At 59.0% G+C, this 19,808-nt stretch carries 12 protein-coding genes; 8 read left to right on the forward strand and 4 right to left on the reverse strand.

Translation table 11 applies throughout. From position 1 onward, the window contains the following. Positions 1–190: 190 nt before the first annotated feature. The 8 genes from putP (at position 191) to FQ192_RS14560 (ending at position 12,345) form a co-directional block, all read left to right on the forward strand. Positions 191–1,675 carry a sodium/proline symporter PutP gene (putP, locus tag FQ192_RS14520; protein WP_149659213.1) on the forward strand — a complete coding sequence of 495 codons (1,485 nt, stop codon included), beginning with the start codon at positions 191–193 and terminating at the stop codon, positions 1,673–1,675. A 319-nt stretch (positions 1,676–1,994) separates the two neighbouring features. After that, complete coding sequence (locus FQ192_RS14525; RefSeq protein ID WP_149659214.1) at positions 1,995–4,007, forward strand: type VI secretion system tip protein VgrG; 2,013 nt, start codon at positions 1,995–1,997, stop codon at positions 4,005–4,007. After that, positions 3,997–4,734, forward strand: a complete 738-nt coding sequence (locus FQ192_RS14530) for a DUF4123 domain-containing protein (protein ID WP_149659215.1) — start codon at positions 3,997–3,999, stop codon at positions 4,732–4,734. Before FQ192_RS14525 ends, FQ192_RS14530 begins: the two co-directional genes overlap by 11 nt. Then, complete coding sequence (locus FQ192_RS14535) at positions 4,734–9,521, forward strand: RHS repeat-associated core domain-containing protein (protein WP_149659216.1); 4,788 nt, start codon at positions 4,734–4,736, stop codon at positions 9,519–9,521. The genes FQ192_RS14530 and FQ192_RS14535 overlap by 1 nt, the downstream gene beginning before the upstream one ends. Positions 9,522–9,523: 2 nt before the next feature. After that, positions 9,524–9,880 carry a hypothetical protein gene (locus tag FQ192_RS14540; RefSeq protein WP_149659217.1) on the forward strand — a complete coding sequence of 119 codons (357 nt, stop codon included), beginning with the start codon at positions 9,524–9,526 and terminating at the stop codon, positions 9,878–9,880. Positions 9,881–9,948: 68 nt separating this feature from the next. Beyond that, positions 9,949–10,581, forward strand: coding sequence for a hypothetical protein (locus tag FQ192_RS14545; protein ID WP_256672283.1), 633 nt, complete (start codon positions 9,949–9,951; stop codon positions 10,579–10,581). Positions 10,582–10,952: 371 nt separating this feature from the next. Beyond that, positions 10,953–11,276: a hypothetical protein gene (locus tag FQ192_RS14550; protein WP_149659218.1), complete on the forward strand. Its 324-nt coding sequence runs from the start codon at positions 10,953–10,955 to the stop codon at positions 11,274–11,276. 232 nt (positions 11,277–11,508) lie between these two features. After that, entirely contained in the window at positions 11,509–12,345 is an 837-nt protein-coding gene (locus FQ192_RS14560) for a 23S rRNA (adenine(2030)-N(6))-methyltransferase RlmJ (RefSeq protein WP_123402494.1), read from the forward strand. 98 nt (positions 12,346–12,443) lie between these two features. Here FQ192_RS14560 and msrA read toward each other — a convergent pair whose 3' ends face one another. The 4 genes from msrA to aceF all read right to left on the reverse strand — a co-directional run bounded on the left by msrA (position 12,444) and on the right by aceF (position 19,801). Continuing rightward, on the reverse strand, positions 12,444–13,091 hold the full coding sequence (gene msrA / locus FQ192_RS14565) for a peptide-methionine (S)-S-oxide reductase MsrA (protein ID WP_149659220.1): 648 nt from the start codon (positions 13,089–13,091) through the stop codon (positions 12,444–12,446). Between the two features lie 69 nt (positions 13,092–13,160). Continuing rightward, complete coding sequence (locus FQ192_RS14570; RefSeq protein WP_149659221.1) at positions 13,161–15,854, reverse strand: GGDEF and EAL domain-containing protein; 2,694 nt, start codon at positions 15,852–15,854, stop codon at positions 13,161–13,163. Positions 15,855–16,144: 290 nt separating this feature from the next. Continuing rightward, positions 16,145–17,539 (reverse strand): alkaline phosphatase D family protein, encoded by a 1,395-nt coding sequence (locus tag FQ192_RS14575; RefSeq protein WP_149659222.1) that lies wholly within the window; start codon positions 17,537–17,539, stop codon positions 16,145–16,147. Positions 17,540–17,815: 276 nt separating this feature from the next. Beyond that, positions 17,816–19,801 (reverse strand): dihydrolipoyllysine-residue acetyltransferase, encoded by a 1,986-nt coding sequence (gene aceF / locus FQ192_RS14580; RefSeq protein WP_149659223.1) that lies wholly within the window; start codon positions 19,799–19,801, stop codon positions 17,816–17,818. Positions 19,802–19,808 lie beyond the last annotated feature (7 nt).

Genomic DNA, 19,808 nt, shown 5'->3' on the forward strand with positions numbered 1-19,808 from the left:
TGGGTTGTTGAATAGGATTCGCGCCCAAGGTGCAACCGGTCAAAAAAAGACAGGTGCACCGGCTGATGGCTTTCCTGGGGAAACATCAGTCATAAATGCGCGGGGCTGGAAACCGTCTGAACAAACAGTGTCGTTTGTCGGCGTTTCACACTTCGCCACTACATAAAAACAAAGCCAGGGCAGCATTCGAATGAGCGTAAGCAATCCAACCCTGATCACGTTCGTGATCTACATCGCAGCAATGGTGCTGATCGGCTTCATGGCCTATCGCTCCACCAACAACCTTTCTGACTACATCCTGGGCGGTCGCAGCCTGGGCAGCGTCGTGACCGCGCTTTCCGCCGGCGCTTCCGACATGAGTGGCTGGTTGCTGATGGGCTTGCCCGGCGCCATCTACATGTCCGGCCTGTCCGAAAGCTGGATTGCCATTGGCCTGATCGTCGGTGCCTATTTGAACTGGCTGTTCGTGGCCGGTCGCCTGCGGGTACAGACCGAGCACAACGGCGACGCGTTGACCCTGCCGGACTACTTCTCCAGCCGTTTCGAAGATAAAAGCGGCCTGCTGCGGATCATCTCCGCCATCGTGATCCTGGTGTTTTTCACTATCTATTGCGCTTCCGGCATCGTGGCCGGTGCCCGTCTGTTCGAAAGCACCTTCGGCATGTCGTACGAAACGGCGCTGTGGGCCGGTGCTGCGGCGACAATTGCCTACACCTTCGTCGGCGGTTTCCTGGCCGTGAGCTGGACCGATACCGTACAAGCGACGCTGATGATCTTCGCGCTGTTGCTGACGCCGGTCATCGTGCTGCTGGCCACCGGTGGCGTTGACACCACGTTCCTGGCGATCGAAGCGCAAGACCCAAGCAACTTCGACATGCTGAAAAACACCTCCTTCATCGGCGTGATTTCGCTGATGGGCTGGGGTCTGGGCTACTTCGGCCAGCCGCACATCCTCGCGCGTTTCATGGCGGCGGATTCGGTCAAGTCGATTGCTAAAGCACGCCGCATCTCCATGACCTGGATGATCCTGTGCCTGGGCGGCACCGTCGCGGTAGGCTTCTTTGGCATCGCCTACTTCTCGGCTCACCCTGAGCTGGCCGCGCCGGTAACCGAAAACCACGAACGTGTGTTTATCGAACTGGCAAAAATCCTCTTCAACCCATGGGTTGCCGGTGTGTTGCTGTCGGCCATCCTGGCGGCCGTAATGAGCACCCTGAGCTGCCAGTTGTTGGTGTGCTCCAGCGCGCTGACCGAAGACTTCTACAAAACCTTCCTGCGTAAAACCGCTTCCCAGGTCGAGCTGGTCTGGGTCGGTCGCGCCATGGTGTTGCTGGTTGCCCTGATCGCCATCGCGTTGGCGGCCAACCCGAACAACCGTGTACTGGGGCTGGTCAGCTACGCCTGGGCCGGTTTCGGCGCTGCGTTCGGTCCGGTTGTGTTGATCTCGGTGATCTGGAAAGACATGACCCGCAACGGCGCACTGGCCGGCATTCTGGTCGGTGCAATCACCGTGATTGTCTGGAAACATTTCGAACTGCTGGGTCTGTACGAAATTATCCCGGGCTTCATCTTCGCCAGCCTGGCGATCTACATCGTCAGCAAGCTGGGCGCGCCGACCAAAGGCATGCTGATGCGCTTTGCGGCGGCTGAAGCGGATTTCCGCTTGAACAAGTGATGATTTAACGCCATCGCTTGTAGGAAAGCGGCCCGTCTCCTGTGGAGGCGGGCCGTTTTTTTTTGTTTGCGGGCAAGCCTCGCTCCGACAGGGTTCAGCTCACGATCCAGCGCAATCCTGTAGGAGCGAGGCTTGCCCGCGAAGGCGTCTTCAGCTTCACCACACTGCTTCCGTAGGGAAATGTCTGTAGCTAAAGGCACCGATTCTTGAAGGACAATTCCCTAAAAAAGTAGGGAAAATCTGATTTCCCTGCCCTCTGCTCAAACCGCCCTGTTGCTCATGCAGAATCGCCCGCCCTCATTCTGCAGAGACACATCGGATGTTCGCGCCTGCCAATCAACCGCGTTTCACGTTGACCCTCGACGGCGTCCAGAATGAGCTCAAGGTACTTGAGTTCACCGGCAAGGAAGCCATCAGCCAACCGTTCCGTTTCGACCTGGAACTGGTCAGCGAGCGGCCGGATCTGGAACTGGAAAACCTCCTGCACCGTCAGGCGTTTCTGAGTTTCGATGGGCAAGGTTCCGGTATTCACGGTCAGATCTATCGCATTGGCCAAGGGGATTGCGGTAAACGTCTGACACGCTATCAAGTCAGCCTGGTCCCGCGTCTGACCTACCTCGGTCAGCGCTTCAATCAGCGGATCTTCCAGCACAAAAGCGTGCCGGCGATCATCGCGCAGGTTCTCAAGGACCACGGCATCCAGCGCGATGCCTTCAAGTTTCAACTTGGCAGCGACTACCCCGAGCGCGAGTACTGCGTGCAGTACGCGGAAAGCGACCTGGCGTTCATCCAGCGCCTCTGCGCCGAGATCGGCATTCACTTCCACTTTCAACACAGCCCCGACGGGCATCTGTTGGTGTTCGGCGACGACCAGACCGTGTTCCCGCCGCTGCCCGAGCCCACGCTGTACCTGCCCGGCAGCGGCATGGCCGCGAGCGCGCCGGCGATCAAGCGTTTCAACGTGCGTTGGGAAACTCGGACTACAACCGTTACACGCCGGGACTACGACTTCCACAAACCGCGCCTGCAACTCGAAAGCCGTGTCGACAGCGAACAGCTGCCGGTACTGGAGGATTACCACTTCCCCGGTCAATTCACTGATCGCGAATCCGGCAAGCAACTGACCCAGCGAGCCCTGGAGCGCCATGCGGCGGATTACCGTCTGGCGGAAGGTCGCAGCGATCAATCGGCATTGGTCAGCGGACATTTCCTGCAGCTGGCCGAGCATCCGCGTGCCGACTGGAATGTCTTGTGGCTGGTTACGGAAATCGAGCACCAGGGCCGTCAACCGCAAGTGCTTGAGGAGTCCGTCACCGACGACGGCGGATTCCAGGGCTACCGCAATACCTTTCTCGCGACGCCGTGGAGTGCGCCGTTTCGCCCACCGCTGGGGCCGGACAAGCCGCGCATGCTCGGCTATCAACATGCCGTCGTCACCGGTCCGTCCGACAGCGAAATCCATTGCGACGAATATGGCCGCGTCAAAGTCCAGCTCGCCTGGGACCGCGACGGCCAACTTAACGAGCATTCCAGTTGCTGGCTGCGGGTCGCCACCGGTTGGGCGCACGACCGCTACGGCAGCGTATTGATACCCCGCGTCGGCATGGAAGTGCTGGTGGGTTTCATCGACGCCGACGCCGACAAACCCGTGGTGATGGGCTGCCTGCCCAACGCCGCGACCCCCGTGCCGCTGGACCTTCCCGCCGACAAGACCCGCAGCATTTTCCGCAGCCAGAGCAGCCCCGGCGGCGGTGGCTACAACGAGTTGCGCATCGAGGATCGCAAAGGCGCCGAGGAAATTTACCTGCGCGCCCAGCGAAACTGGACTCAGCACGTGTTGAATGATCAACAGGTGCAAGTGGATAACGCCCGCAGCATCGTCGTCACTGGCATCGCCCGGCACGAGCTGAAGGCCGACGAACAACGCATCACCCACGGCCAGCGCCAAACCGAAATCCGCCAGGACGACCACCTGCTGGTGACCGGCGACCGCCACATCCGCGTGAACAGTCAGGCCCTCAACGCCAGCCAGCAATTCCATGTCCGCGCCGGCCAGCAAGTAGTCATCGACGGCGGCGCCAGCGCAACCATTCAGGCGGGTGGGCAGTGGATCAACATCGGCCCCGGCGGGATTTTCAGCAGCGTGCCGATCCAGGTCGGCGGGGCGCCGATGGCGGCCATGGCGGCGGTTGCGAGTTCGCCAGACGTGCCACTGAAACTCGCCGCAGCGCCAGCGGCGTTGCTCAGCACCGCACAGATTTTCAGCCTGAAAAGTGATGCGCCGTTCTGTGAAGAATGCGAGCGCTGCAAGGAGGGTGTTTGTGCAGCCTGATCTCTTGGCTCCTCGCGACTGGCTGGAGCAGCAACCGCTCAAGCCCTCGGAAAAACTCTTCGCCATTTTCAGCAATGCCAGCGCCGCTGAACCTTTCGTTGCCTGGCAACGCTCGATCACCGCGCAAGCACCGAGCCCGATCTGGGCTGACACCGTGTATGCCGAGTGGGAACCGGTGATGCCCTTTGTGGGAATCGTTGCCGCTGACAGTGAGTTTTTGGAGTGGGTCGCCACCACCGAGTCTCGCGATTGGGGTTGGTTGGCGGTTTCTTCCGCGAGCCAGGAAGCGCTGGTCGAGCACTTGCGCTCCCTCACGCAAGCGCTGCTGCCCAACGGCGACTCGGTGTTTTTCCGTTTCTGGGATGGGCGTTATCTGCTGCCGATTCTGCAATCCGGCGAAGTCGATGGTGCGCAACTGCTGCCGCTGATCAGTCGTTGCCTGATCAACGGCCAGCCGCTCGAAATCGGTGGACGCGCACTGAAGAGTTCGCAGGTTTTTCCTTGGTGGCAGGTCCCCGAGGCCCTGCTGGAACAACTCGCCACACAGTCTGAAATCACCCGGATCAACAACTTACTGAAGTGGCTGAGTGAGGACCATCGTGATCTGTTCGAAGCTTTTTCCTACAGCGTTTTGCGACACAAGGTCGCGAGTTTTCTTGGGGCGCCGTCCCTTCCTGGAGCACCGAAACAAGCCTTGGTGGATTACCTGACGGCGGAGCTGAATTGATGGATCAGATTGTGCGTATCGAGCAGGAGCTCGACAGTTTTCCGAACACCCTTTCCCTCTACCGTGAACAGCTTAAGCATTGGTTCAGCCGGACGGCGGACGCGGCCAGTCATGCGGCTGATTTGCCTTCGTTGATGGGGATGGAGCGGATCGTCCGGTTCGGCAATGCCAGCACCATTGTGGGCAGTGCTGACGACGACTTTATTTCCACCGTTGTGCAGTGCCCGAAGGGCGGAACGCTCGAGATCGAGAGCAAGTTCGAATCGGTTTATGACATCCCTGTAGGAAATATCCAGGTCGATGTGATTGCGGCCGATGGCGGGGAGGTGACGCCGGTCACGCTGGATGAAAACGGTAAAGGGACATTCAGAGGAGAAGAGGGCAAGTTCTACCGTATTCACGTTCACGACGAAGTCACGCCGGAGCAGGTTGAAGATCTCTTCTCTTCCTACGATGGGCTGACGAGGGAGCTGGAAACGTGGCTGCGGGATGAGTGGCAGACGTTTAAACCGAAGTGGTCGGAATCTTCTTCGGCGGCTGTAGGCAATGGACTGCTCGCGGGCAGTTGGGCGGCTATCGAAGGCGTGTGGGACGGTATCAGCCTGCTGTCGGAGATTCTCAAGGATCCCGGAAAGTTTGCCGAGCGGTTGGGCGAGAGCGCCGCAGCGCTGAAGGACCTCGCGCAAACCGCCCCGCACGTTATGGAAAAAGCCCAATTGCTGGCCAGTGACGAGGCCGCGCTGTGCTTGCTGGTGCGCAGTGCCAGCCTCTGGTTGGACATGCTGCCACCGAGCGAAATCGCCGGTAAAACCGCCGAAGCAATGTCGATGATCGTGGTGCAGTTGTTGATCGACATCCTGATCGGCATCGTCCTGACGTTCGCCGGAGCGGTTGCTGGCATCGCCTACTTGACGATGCGTCTGGCGGACCGAGGCGCGCAATTACTCAGTGCCGTGCTGCGTCTGGTGAAGGCGATCTTCACGATCATCAACACCTTCATCAGCTACGTTGACCGCTATAAAAAAATCGCCGCACGAGGCATCGCGGCCGGCATGCAAAAAGGCCGGATGCGGCTGAACTGGCGTGCCCGCCGCAACACTTCGCTGAAGAAAGACGAACACCACGACGACGCCTCCGACCAAGCGAAAAACCCCAACGGCGACAGCGCCACCTGTGTGCCATCGACCTGCAAAAATGGCTGCCCGGTGTCGATGGTCACTGGCGAAGAACTGCTGACGTTGACAGATGGCACCCTCGACGGCGTGCTGCCGTTCGACTTCACCCGACTCTACCGCACCAGCGCCGCCGAGATCGACAGCAGCCTCGGTTTCGGCTGGAGCCACAGCCTGGCCCATCGCCTGGAAATCGATGGCGAACACGTCATCTGGATCGACCACGAAAACCGGCGTACGACCTTTCCGCTACCGAGCAGCGAACGCCCGACCATCCACAACAGCCTGTCGCGCGCGGCGATTTATCTCGGCGAAGAGCCTGAAGAACTGATCCTCGCCCAGGCCGGCGAAGAAACCCGTTTCTACCACTTTCATAGCGGTTTTCTGACAGCGATCAGCGACGGGTACGACAACCGGTTGCGCATCACCCGCGACCACCAGGGCCGGATCAAACGCCTCGACAACAGTGCGGGCCGCGCCTTGCTGTTGCGCTATGTGCGGCGCCATTTGATCGCCATCGACTACCAGCAATTCCGCCCGGCGGCCACCCTCGAGGAGGCCTGGCACACCGAGCAAACGCTGGTCAGTTACGACTACGACGAGCGTGGCCGGCTGATCGCCGCCATCAACGCGGCCGGCGACAGCGAGCGCTACGACTACGACGACCATCACGTCATCCTGCAGCGACAACTGACCGGTGGGGCGAGTTTCTTTTGGGAGTGGGAAAAGTCCGGCAAGGCTGCGCGATGCGTCCGGCATTGGGCGTCGTTTTCGCAGATGGACACGCGTTATGTCTGGGATGACGAAGGCAGTGTCACCGTCAAGAACATCGACGGCAGCGAGGAGGTTTACGTCCACGACGACCGGGCGCGGTTGGTGCGCAAGGTCGAACTCGACGGCGGCGAACACCTCAAGTCCTACGACGAACAGGGGCGATTGATTGCCGAGCAAGACCCGCTCGGCGCGATCACCGAATACCGCTATGACGAGGTCGGACGCCTGGTGGCGCTGATTCCGCCGGAAGACGAGCCAACGGCCTACGAGTATCGCAACGGCTTCCTACACGCGCGCTATCGCGGCGACGCAGTGTGGACCTATCGCCGCAATGCCCAGGGCGATGTGACCGAGGCGGTCGATCCGGACGGGCAGGTCACCCATTACTACTACGACGTCCAAGGGCGGTTGCTGACGATCCGCTACCCCGATACCAGTCGGCACATCTTCGTCTGGAATGGTTTGGGGCAACTGGTAGAAGAGACCTTGCCGGGTGGCGGACAGCGAAAGTTTTCCTACGACGTCATGGGGCGGCGGATTACCAGCCAGGACGAACATGGCGCCGTCACCCGTTACCAGTGGGACGCCGTTGGCCGACTGATCCAGACGACCCTTCCTACAGGTGCCACTCGCGCCTTCAGTTACAACGCCTACAGTCAGATCACCGCCGAGCAAGACGAACTCGGCCGCATCACCCGTTATGAATACGCCGAAGACCTGCACCTGGTCAGCCGCCGGATCAATCCCGACGGCACGCAGCTGAAATACCGTTACGACAATCCGCAACTTCTGCTGACAGAAATTGAAAACGAATCCGGCGAAAAATATCAGCTGGACTACACCGCCAATGGATTGATCCGACAGGAAACTGGATTCGACGGGCAGCGCACGGCGTATGCCTACGACCTCAATGGCCAACTGCTGGAGAAAACCGAGTTAGGCGATGACGGCTCGCGGTTGGTCACCGGTTACGCGCGGGATTCGGCCGGGCGCCTGTTGGTCAAGACCCTGCCCGATGGCGTCAAGGTCGAGTATCGCTACGACAGCCTCGGGCGCCTGGTCAGCGTCGATGACGGTCACGATCATCCACTGGAATTTGCCTACGACAAACAGGATCGGTTGATCACCGAGCACCAGGGTTGGGGAACGTTGCGTTACAGCTACGACGCCTGCGGCCAACTCAAACGCCTGCGCCTGCCGGACAACAGCAAACTCGACTACCACTACGCCAAGGGCGGTGCGCTGACGGCCATCGACCTCAACGGCGCGCGACTCACCGCTCATCAATTCCAATTCGGCCGTGAGCGTCAGCGCCAGCAAGGTTTGCTGCTCAGCGAATATGCCTACGACGATCAGGGGCGTTTGAAGGCTCACGCTGTCAGCCAACAGCAGCAACCGTTGTATCGCCGCGACTATGCCTACAGCGCCAATGGCAACCTCGACCACATCGCCGACACCCGCCACGGCCAGCGCAGCTATGGTTACGACGCCCTCAACCGCCTGACCCGCGTCCGCCACACCCGCGACGACCCACCGGAAAGCTTCGCCCACGACCCGGCGGGCAACCTGCTGATGCAGGACCGCCCCGGCGCGGCGACCATCAAGGGCAATCGCCTGCTGATGCAGGGCGACCGGCATTACGACTACGACGCTTTCGGCAACCTCATCCGCGAACGCCGTGGTACTGCGCAAAAACGGGTCACCGAATACCGCTACGACTGCCAGCACCGGTTGGTGGGCGTTACGTTGCCCGATGGCAGCTGTACGAATTATCGCTACGACGCCTTCGGCCGCCGCATCGCCAAAACCGTCGACGGCAAAACCACCGAATTCTTCTGGCAAGGCGACCAAGTCGTCGCCGAAAGCAGCCGCGAACACCACCGCAGCTACGTCTACGAACCCGGCACCTTCCGCCCCTTGGCCATGCTCGACGGCAAAGGCCCGCGCAAAGCCTGCCCGTTCTACTACCAACTCGACCACCTCGGCACCCCGCAGGAACTGACCGACTACAGCGGCGAAATCGTTTGGTCCGCGAAATACAACGCCTACGGCAACGTCACCCGCCTGACACGCGGGGCCGGCGAACAACTTGAACAGCCATTGCGGTTTCAAGGGCAGTACTTCGATGCCGAGTCAGGCCTGCACTACAACCGGCATCGGTACTATGATCCGGACATTGGCCGGTACCTGACGCCTGATCCGATCAAGTTGGCGGGTGGGCTGAACCAGTACCAGTACACGCCGAATCCGACGGGGTGGGTTGATCCGTTGGGGTTGAGCGGGAATTGTCCGCCGCCGAATAAATCGGGTTGTACGGTGCCGGGTGATACGACTGGCGCTAGGGTTGATGAGGGTGAGCCAGCGCTGCCGAAGATGACGGCGGAGCAGCGGCGGGCGAGGATTGATGAGCTTGCAGAAAATATCGCCTATAAGGAATTGGTAAAAATTCAAGCAGCCCACCAGCCTACGGCTCATTTTTTGGATAAGCACGGTGCTCAAACCTCTTTAGCGTCTCAACTTGAGCGTGCGGACACGGCCCGTAATCCGACTACGGGAAAAATAGAGATGAGGAAAAATAGAAAAACAAAATTAGATGAGCCCAATATTCCTAGAGCTGCGACACGTTTCATTAGTCATAGGGATCAACTGAACGCGATAAATCGTGCGCAATTGATTTTCAGGCAGACTGGAAGTTTAACTCTGTCTAAGCGTCCCGTGGAAATGCACAGGAAGGTTGGCGAGGGATATAAAAGTGATGGGCTTGTGTATATTGAACCTACCAAAACGGTAGTGATCATGAATGAGTACGGTAAGCTGATAACTGCATATGCGGAGTACTGACTGTGACGTTTAAACCTGATATGTCGATTTTGCCCGGATTGCTCTTTGTCTTTGATATTGACTATCCTCATGATGAGTCCCTGTTAGATGAGATTTGCGCTACGGATGTCAATGATCCGGTTGCACTTTCAAAAATTATGGATCTCGCCCTAAAACCTATGTATCAACGGTTTTTGACAGATGAGCAGCAATGGCATATAGACACGCTACGTTTTTTTCTTGAGAAGGACGAGAGTTTTAGATCTGTTCTTGAAAAGCGCAGCTTTTTGTTTACTGATGAAATAGATGATGGTCGAGAATTTATGCGGACTTTATATGTGTGTTTGATGCGGTATCAGGACGGAAGTATTCATAAGTAATAGGGTGAGTAAATCTGTGCTTGTTCCATGTAATTTGTTGAATGTTGGTGATGCAAGGAGTTTTTATTTTGGATGTTATCTTGCAGGAGGAAAGTGAAGCATTACGTGAGCGAATGGAGGAGGCAGGTTGTGTTTTTGAATTTATTGTACTTGCGCCGGGCGTAAATACATTAGTTGATGAGTCGACTCACCGTCGGGTATTGATCGCACTTCATGATAAGCTCTTACAAGATGCATTTGATAGATATCATCAGCTCATTAAGAATCCAGAGTATAAGGATCGTACAGAGCCAGAATTCAGATGGGAACTAGACAAGGCTGTTGCTACACCATTGAGCAAAGAAGAAATACATAACTTGGTGCTGGATGGCGACTATGAGCGAGGGCCGCTGGCGCTTTATGGACATTTTAAAGAGCCACCTTATGGTACAAAATTCAAAGGTGGAGAGCTCGAGGCACAAGAGCTGTTCCATGAGTGGCGCCAAACTCTGGGGCTCGAAGAGCAGGATGGTGTTGTAGTAATAAATTGGGTTAAAGGCTTTAAGTTGGAATGGCTTGATAATGATGATGCAATTCCAGGGCGTGAGTCTTGGAGCGATTATTTTGATGCTGGCTTGGAATGGTGGGGAGTGTGGTGCCTAACGATTTGGAATCCAAAGCGTCGAACTCTCAGTGCTTTGATTGCCAGTACCACAGACTAATCGGAAGGTGTTTAAAAATTTTGTGGTGGTATCGAAATTTCCGGACAAGGTCATCGGAAGTTTCCTTCAAGCTGCGGCGGCTTTCATGAACTGGTGTGAAATATTTTCCAACGATAGTCTTTGGTGGTCGCTGAAAACTCAGTGGCAGGGTGTAGGAACCCTTCAAAGTCGTTGGAAATGTATTGGCGTCGAAGCTTGGTTTGCGGCCGTTAACGAGCGTCCGTAAGATCAGTTGCGGCGGCTGTGCGCGGGCACGCTTCGGCGTGGTCGAGTTTTCCAAAGGCCTCGATATTCCTACCCCGCGCATAGCTGCCACCCAAGCCTGTAGGAAGGCTGATGGCAGTTCCTATTTCTGCCTTTGGAATTTGATTATGAAAACTCTTCACCCCGACCCACCCTACGAAAAACCAGTTCCTCACCCCGACAACCGCTACATGGCGCTCACCAGCAATTGCTGCGAAATGCCCACTCTGTTCGTCGACACCCACGCCCCGCTCGATGTTTTGTATGACGCTGCCAACTATCGAATCCGCGCCGTTACCCAGGTGCTGGAAAACCTGTCCATGCGCGATTCCATCGAATGTGAGTCCTTCATCCTTAGTGATTTTGCGTTGCTCTGTGCCATTCCGTTACGGGATGGGTGTGATGTGCTGGATGTGATTGGGAGGCGGCTGCGGGCTCGGTCGCCGGAGTAAGGCTGCGTGATGATCGTTCCCACGCTCCAGCGTGGGAATGCAGCCCGTGACGCTCTGCGTCACTTCGGTGTCAGGCGCGGCATCGGTGGTGCAGCTGGAACGCGGAGCGTCCCGGGAGGCATTCCCACGCTGGAGCGTGGAAACGATCAGAGTGCGGAATGCCCGCTCGGCCGTGAACCCCTGACGTTCGGCTCGGTACAAGGTAAACTTCCCGGCCTTCGCAGGAGCAATCATGAATTATCGTCACGCCTTCCATGCCGGCAATCACGCCGATGTGTTCAAACACCTGACTTTGACCCGCCTCATCGCCCTGATGTCGCGCAAGGAGCAGCCGTTTGCCTATCTCGACACTCACGCCGGTATTGGTCTGTATGACCTGCAGGGTGATCAGGCGAGCCGTACCGGGGAGTACCTGGAAGGGATCGCGCGGTTGTGGGATCAGCCGGATCTACCGGCGCTGACCGCCGATTACATGAAGGTGCTGCACGACATGAACCCGGATGGCCAGTTGCGCTATTACCCGGGCTCGCCGGAGTTGGCGCGGCGCCTGACGCGGCCGCAGGATCGGGTGATGCTCAACGAGAAGCACCCTGAAGACGGTTTGCTGCTCAAGGACAACATGGCCGGTGATCGTCGGGTGAAGGTTCACCTGGGCGAAGGCTGGCATGTGCCTCGCGCGATGTTGCCGGTGCAGGAGAAGCGCGCGGTGATGTTGATTGATCCGCCGTTCGAGCAGCTCGATGAGATGCAGCGTTGTGCGGCGTCGCTCAAAGAAGCGGTGGGGCGGATGCGTCAGACCGTGGCGGCGATTTGGTACCCGGTGAAGGACCAGCGTCTGCTGCGTCGTTTCTATCAGGACCTGGCGGGCTCGGGCGCGCCGAAGTTGTTGCGGGTGGAGTTGTTGGTGCATCCGCTGGATACGCCGAACAGCCTGAACGGTTCGGGGTTGGCGATTGCGAATCCGCCGTGGGGGCTGGAAGAGGAATTGCGTGAGTTGTTGCCGTGGTTGTCCCAGAAGTTGGGGCAGACCCAGGGTGGGTGGCAGATGGATTGGCTAATTGCGGAGTAGCAGCGGTAAGTGGCAAGCGGCAAGCGACAAGTAAAAGTGATTAGCGCAGGGCTTTTACTTGAAGCTTGAAGCTTGAAACTTGCCGCTTATAGCTATCTTCAGATCGGGCAAACCACGCCTGTACCGCCAATTCCGCAATACCCTTCAGGGTTTTTGGCCAGGTACTGCTGGTGATACGCCTCGGCGAAGTAGACCGTCGGCGCTTCGTCGATTTCGGTGGTGATGGTGCCTTTGCCAGCCTTGGTCAGTTCAGCCTGGAACACTTGTTCGCTGTGCTTGGCGGCGGCCAGCTGATCCGGGTTGGTGGCGTAGATCACCGAGCGGTACTGGGTGCCGATGTCGTTGCCCTGGCGCATGCCCTGAGTCGGGTTGTGCAGTTCCCAGAACATCTTCAGCAATTCTTCGTAGCTGACTTTGGCCGGTTCGTAGACCACCAGGACCACTTCGCTGTGGCCGGTCAGGCCGGAGCAGACTTCTTCATACGTCGGGTTCGGCGTAAAGCCGCCGGCGTAACCCACCACCGTACTGACCACGCCTTCGCGCTGCCAGAATTTGCGTTCAGCGCCCCAGAAGCAGCCCAGGCCGAAAATTGCGAAATCCACGTCCATGGCGAACGGGCCCAGCAGCGGCGCGTCGTGGACGAAGTGTTTTTCCGGCAGGTTCATCGGGGTTTCACGGCCGGGCAGAGCTTGTTCTTTAGTCGGGAGCACGTTTTTGTTCACCAGAATTTCCGAGCGCAAGACCATGATCAGTCCCCTCAGTCAGGTTGAATGTAAATTGTCAGACACGCAGTTTGCCCGAGTGTTTCGCCGCTGTCAGGCGAGAGGACCGCGCGGGTAGCGTTTGAGCTTTTCGATCAGCTCGGAACCCGGGATCGGGCGGTCGAACAGGTAGCCCTGGCCGACGTCGCAGCGGTGGCGTCGCAGGAACGCCAACTGCTCGGCGGTCTCGATGCCTTCGGCCACGACCTTGAGTTTCAGGTTGTGGGCCATGGCGATCACCGCGGAGGTGATTTCCATGTCGTCCTGGTTGTCCGGGATCTCGTGGATGAAGCTGCGATCGATCTTGATGATGTCGATCGGGAATTTTTTCAAGTAGCTCAGCGACGAGTAACCGGTGCCGAAGTCGTCCATGGCCAGGGTCAGGCCCAGGCGCTTGAGTTGGTCGAGCTGCAAATGCGTGTCTTCGGTGGCTTCCAGCAGCAGGCCTTCAGTCAGCTCCAGCTCCAGCAGGTTCGACGGCAGCGCTTCTTCCTTGAGGATGCTGGCGATGGACGCCACCAGGTCCGGGTCGGAGAACTGCTTAGGCGACAGGTTGATTGCCACTTGCAGGTTGCCCAGGCCAGCAGCCGTCAATTGCTTGCTCATGCGGCAGGCCTGGCGGGCGATCCACTTGCCGATCGGAATGATCAGGCCGGTTTCTTCCGCCACGCTGATGAACTGGTCCGGGCGGATCATGCCTTTTTCCGGATGGTTCCAGCGCAGCAAGGCTTCCATGCCCAGCAGGCGACCGCTGCGCAGGCACAGCTTGGGCTGGTAGAACACGTCCAGCTCGTTCTGGGTCAGGGCGCGACGCAGGTTGTTTTCGACAAACAGCTTGTAGCTGGCCTCGGCGTTCAACGCTTCGGTGAACACCTGGACCTGATGTTTACCGTTGGCCTTGGCCTTGTGCAGCGCCAGGCCGGCGTTGCGCATCAGGGTCTGCGGGTCGCGGCCATGCAGCGGCGCGCAGGCCAGGCCCACGGAGCCGGTGACGCTGATCAGCTGGTTATCGACGAACATCGGCTTGTCGAGGGTCGCCAGCAACTGGTTGGCGACTTGCTGGCCGGCCGAGAGGTCGGTGTTGTCCAGCAGCACGGCAAATTCGTTACTGGCGAAGCGCGCCAGGCTGCCGCTGGAGCTCAGGCTATTGCGCAAGCGCCGGGCGAGGCTGATCAGCAGTTTGTCGCCGGTCTGATGGCCGAGGCTGTCGTTGATCCGCTTGAAGTTGTCGATGTCCACCAGCAACAGGCTGATAGGGGTATCGCTGTCTCGGGCGAAACGTTCATCCAGGTTACGGATAAACGCCGGACGGTTGCCCAGGTTGGTCAGGTTGTCGGTGTAGGCCAGGCGCTCGATGCGCTGCTGCGCCAGTTTGGTCTGGGTGATGTCTTCGTAGATGCCGATGTAATGGGTCAGTTCGCGGTTGTCGCCATAGACCTTGGAGATCGACAACTGGCCCCAGTACGGTTCGAGGTTTTTGCGCCGGCTCTTGAATTCGCCCTGCCAGCTGTTGCTCTTGGCCAGCGCCGAGGGCGCGTCGAACAACAGTTCGCTGAGATTCTCCAGCGCCGGCAGTTCCGACAGGCGCTGGCCGTGGACTTCTTCGGTGCTGTATTGGGTGATCGCGGTGAAGCTCGGGTTGACGTACTCGACCACGCCGTCGCAATTGACCAGCAAAAAGGCGTTGGCACTTTGCTCGACCGCACGCTGGAACAGGTGCAGGGCGCTGGTGGCGGTGCGGCGGTTGTGGTTGTTGATGACCTGGGCGAACTGATCCGCCAGCTCACCGGCAAAGGCGATTTCGTCCGATTGCCAGGCGCGGGTGGCGCCGGTCTGCTCCAGGCACAACACGCCGACCACTTGGCCATCGACGCGGATACTGGCGTCGAGCATGGCGTTGACGTCCCGTGGCCGCAGGCTTTCGGCCATGTCCCGGGTGCGCGGGTCGCGGATCGCGTTGTGCGCATCGATGGCGCGGCTGGTGTGCAGGGCGTCGAGGTAATCGGGGAAACTGCTGGCGTCGATCGGCTCCGGCATCAGGTATTCCTGAGTGGCGCGGTGATAGGCCGAGATCGGCACCAACGTTGAGCCTTCGAGGTTCCACAGGCTGGCGCAGTCGATTTCGTAGATGTCGCAGGCACAGCGGGTGATCAGTTCGGCGGCTTCTTTCAGGGAATTGCCGGTGCTGTAGCGCTGGCGGGTCAGCAGCAGGATCAAGTCTTGCTGGGCACGCACCCGGTCCAGGTGCTGCAGTTGTTCCTGCTGCGCGCGCTGGTTGAGTTCCAGGGCGATTTGCAGGCGCGAGTTCTGGGTTTCCAGGTCCAGGGCCGGCAGCAGCGGCTCACCGTCGAACAAGCCATCGACGACCAGCAGGTAGCCGCGCAGCAGGTGCCGATTGTGTTGTTTGTAGGCTTCGCCGAGTTCCAGCAGGCTCAAGGTGCCGGCGGCGGTGTGCAGGGTGTAGCGAATCAGGTAATGCGGGCTGTCGGCGAGTTGCAGCTGGATCGCGTCATGCAGTTGATAGCGCGCTTCGGGCTCCATCAGGCTGGCGTAGGGCGAACCCACCAGTGCACACAGCTCCACCGCCGGCAGGCCGAACTGGCGTTCGCAATTGGGATCGAGAAACAACAGCGCCCAGCTCGCTTCATTCAGCCGTTCGAAACGCAGCATGCCGAGCCGCGAGGGCACAGGCAACTGCGTCACTACCTCGGCCACCATACGGCTGGCGGCATCGGGTTGGCTTTTCATGGGAGGGAACTCGCTTCGAATATGCTGATCGCGCCGGGCTCTCGCCCTCTTAACTGTTGCCTGCGGCAAGGTTGCATCATTGCGGCACCGACTGACAAGAGACATGAAGGCCAAGTGCTATAAGAATATGTCGGCAGGAGGGGGGATTTCTCCAGCGCGGGGGTGAAAGTAATCGTTTGGAGCCCTGTGGCGAGCGAGCTTGCTCGCGCTTGAGTGCGCAGCGCTCACAAAAATCCTGAGGCCGCTGCGCAGCCCAGCGCGAGCAAGCACGCTCGCCACGGGATTGCGAATTACCTTAAGGGAATGCTGATGGATTGCAGCAGCCCGCCCTCCCGATCGTGGTAATTGACCCGAATCTGCTCAGCCTCAACCACCAGATGCGCAAAGTTATCCTGGCTGACCACCTTGCTCGTCAGTGCGTGCCGATAGTCCCCGGCGGTTGTTTGCGCCAAAGGCTGATCGAGGATGAACGTCGATTTGTGGGCATACGGCAGCAGCTTGCTGTTGCACAGCGGCGACGAAACGATGGTGTGCACCTCGAAGTCCGGATCTTCGCTGTGGGTCAGGCGACTGGTCAGGGAGCCGTGGACATCGCCGGAAACGACGATGACGTTCTGGATGCGATGCGTACGAATGGTTTCCAGCAGCCGCAGGCGTTGTTCCGGGAACGCCTTCCACGCGTCATCACCATGAAGCTTACGATCGGGGTAGAACATCACGCTGGTGACCACGAACTTCACCCGCGCCGGGCTGTGGATCAGCCATTCAAGCAGCGCTTGCTCCTGTTCTTCATCGAGGATCCGTCGATCCTGGGCAGACAAATTGCGTCGGGTCCGGCTATCGGTGATAAACCATTCAATATCACCCTCGGCAAACTGGTACCAATACTGTTCCAGCTTCCGGCTTATTTGTCCGTTAGCCAATAGTTCATGCGCGGGGCTGTGGCTGGCCTGATACAACTCATAGGCGGCGATGGCGTTTTTATACAAGTAATCATCGTTTCCGCTTTTATTGACCGGCCAGTTGTCTTCGATTTCATGGTCGTCGAGGATCATGTAAGTCGATGTGCCGGACATCAACTTACTGATATTGGGTTGGGAAAACGCCGCCCGGTACTTGCTGAGGATTTCCTTGTATTCACGGTCAGGGGCAATACGGTTCATGTCATCGACATAGATCTGGTCTCCGGTCATCAGCGTGGCGCTGATCGGCGGATTGGCGTGCTCCGCCAGTTGCGTGATCGAGGCGAAGATCCGGTCGCCCAGATGCGGCGCCGAGGCAATGCCCGCCGTCATGCGCAGGTAGCGGCACGAGCCGACGATATAGGCTCGGGGCTGCGCGTGCTGGCTGGAGCGAGTGCGAAATTGATAGATCTCCCGCGGCCATTGCAAGGGCAACTCCTGCACCGTTTCCACGGTATGCACCGGGTTCATCGGGCTGAACCAGCCAGCCTGATATTCGTACTCGGTATCTTCACCCAGATTATTTAATGCAATAACGTCGGACATATCCCGCAAGAGCGACAGTTTGGCAAACACGCCTTTAGTCCAGCGTTCATCGCCCGCGCGCCGGTAACGGATGCCGGCAAATACGGTGTCGCTGTCCTGTGTATTACCGCGCAAGAAAATGCGCGCGTGATGAGTTGTAGTGTGGCCAATGATCGGGCCGACAGTCGGTTTGAACATGTTTCGAATCCGTTCGAAGTAATGCTAACTAAGCTATTAAGGGTGTCAAAGTTCGTGCTGAACTTATGGCAACTAAGACTAGTTACTGGCCGGCAAAAAATATCGAGTCGAAGGGGACTGGAGTTGTAGGTGAAATCAGCCAGGAATGTAGGAAAGTGCCGAGGTTTTTACGAGGCAAAAAAAGCCCCGCCAAATTGGCGGGGTTGAGGTACGAGCGTGGCGCTCGGAAATCTTGGAACACAACAGGCCCTCCGGTGAAGGAGGGCCCATCGGTTGTTACAGCAGGATGGTGCGGATGTCCGCCAGCAGGTCGCTCAGACGCTTGGTGAAGCGTGCAGCAGCGGCGCCGTTGATCACACGGTGATCGTAGGACAGCGACAGCGGCAGCATCAGTTTCGGCTGGAAGGCTTTGCCGTCCCAGACTGGCTGGATGGTTGCCTTGGAAACACCGAGGATCGCCACTTCCGGCGCGTTGACGATCGGCGTGAAGCCGGTGCCGCCAATGTGGCCGAGGCTGGAAATGGTGAAGCAGGCGCCTTGCATGTCGTCAGCAGTGAGCTTCTTGTCGCGGGCCTTGGCAGCCAGCACGGCCGCCTCCGCCGCCAGCTGCAGAAGGCTCTTCTGGTCGACGTTCTTGATGACCGGTACCAGCAGGCCATCCGGGGTGTCGACCGCGAAGCCGATGTTCACGTACTTCTTGCGGATGATCGCCTTGCCGCTTGGTGCCAGCGAACTGTTGAAGTCCGGCAGTTCCTTGAGCAGGTGCGCGCACGACTTGAGCAGCAGCGGCAGGATGGTCAGCTTGACGCCGGCCTTTTCCGCCACGGCTTTCTGTGCGATGCGGAACGCTTCCAGGTCGGTGATATCAGCCGAATCGAACTGAGTCACGTGCGGGATGTTCAACCAGCTGCGATGCAAGCTCGACGCGCCGATTTGCATCAGGCGAGTCATCGGCACTTCTTCGGTTTCACCGAAGCGGCTGAAGTCCACGACCGGAATCGGCGGGATGCCCGCGCCGCCGGTTGCGCCAGCCGCAGCGGCCGGTGCTTCCTTGGCCTTCTGCATCATCGCTTTGACGTAAACCTGCACGTCTTCTTTCAGGATGCGACCGTGCGGACCGCTTGCGCCAACCGCGTTCAGCTCGACGCCGAATTCACGGGCCAGTTGGCGAACAGCCGGGCCGGCGTGAACCTTGGCGCCAGGCTTGGCCGGGGCAGCAGCAGGTGCGGCCGCTACCGGTGCGGCAGCGGGTGCAGCGGCGGCTGGAGCAGAAGCGGCAGGTGCGGCAGCAGCGGCCGGGGCCGGTGCAGCAGCAGGCGCAGCGCCTTTGATTTTCAGCTTCAGGATCAGGTCGCCAGTACCGACTTCGTCATCCAGCTTGATGGAAACGCTTTCCACCACGCCAGCAGCAGGCGATGGAATTTCCATGCTCGCCTTGTCGGATTCCAGGGTGATCAGCGACTGGTCGGCGGTGACGGTGTCGCCAGCCTTGACCAGCACTTCGATGATCTTGGCCTTGCCCGACGAGCCGATGTCCGGGACGTGAATGTCCTGAACGCTGTCGGCAACCGGTGCAGCCGGGGCCGCAGCGGCTGGCGCTGGAGCAGCGGCAGCAGCAGGTGCAGCCGCAGCAGCAGGTGCAGCCGCCTGAGCTGGCGCGGCCGCAGCAGGGGCCGCAGCACCCGCCACTTCCAGGTCCAGGATCAGATCGCCGGTGCCGACTTCGTCATTGAGCTTGACGCTGATGGCCTTGACCACGCCAGCGGCAGGCGATGGGATTTCCATGCTTGCCTTGTCGGATTCCAGGGTGATCAGCGACTGGTCAGCCGCGACGGTATCGCCAACCTTGACCTGGATCTCGATGATCTGGGCCTTGCCCGACGAACCGATGTCCGGCACGTGCACTTGCTGAACCGAAGCGGCAGCAGGCGCGGCAGCCGGAGCAGCGGCGGCAGGTGCAGCAGCCGGTTTCGCTTCAGCCTTGGCAGCCGGCGCAGCAGCGGCAGGCGCAGGGGCCGGCGCAGCGGCACCTTCGACTTCCAGCTCCAGCAGTTCGTCGCCTTCTTTCAGGCGATCACCCAGTTTCACTTTCAGGCTCTTGATGATGCCGGCTTTCGGCGCAGGCACTTCCATGCTCGCCTTGTCCGACTCAAGCGTCAGGATGCTCTGGTCGGCTTCGATACGGTCGCCGACCTTCACAAAGAGTTCGATTACTTCACCTTCACCGCTGCCGATGTCAGGTACTCGAATGAGTTCGCTCACAGATTGT

Origin of the sequence: Pseudomonas sp. ANT_J12 (assembly GCF_008370045.1) — a bacterium.
In the GTDB taxonomy this organism is placed as follows: domain Bacteria; phylum Pseudomonadota; class Gammaproteobacteria; order Pseudomonadales; family Pseudomonadaceae; genus Aquipseudomonas.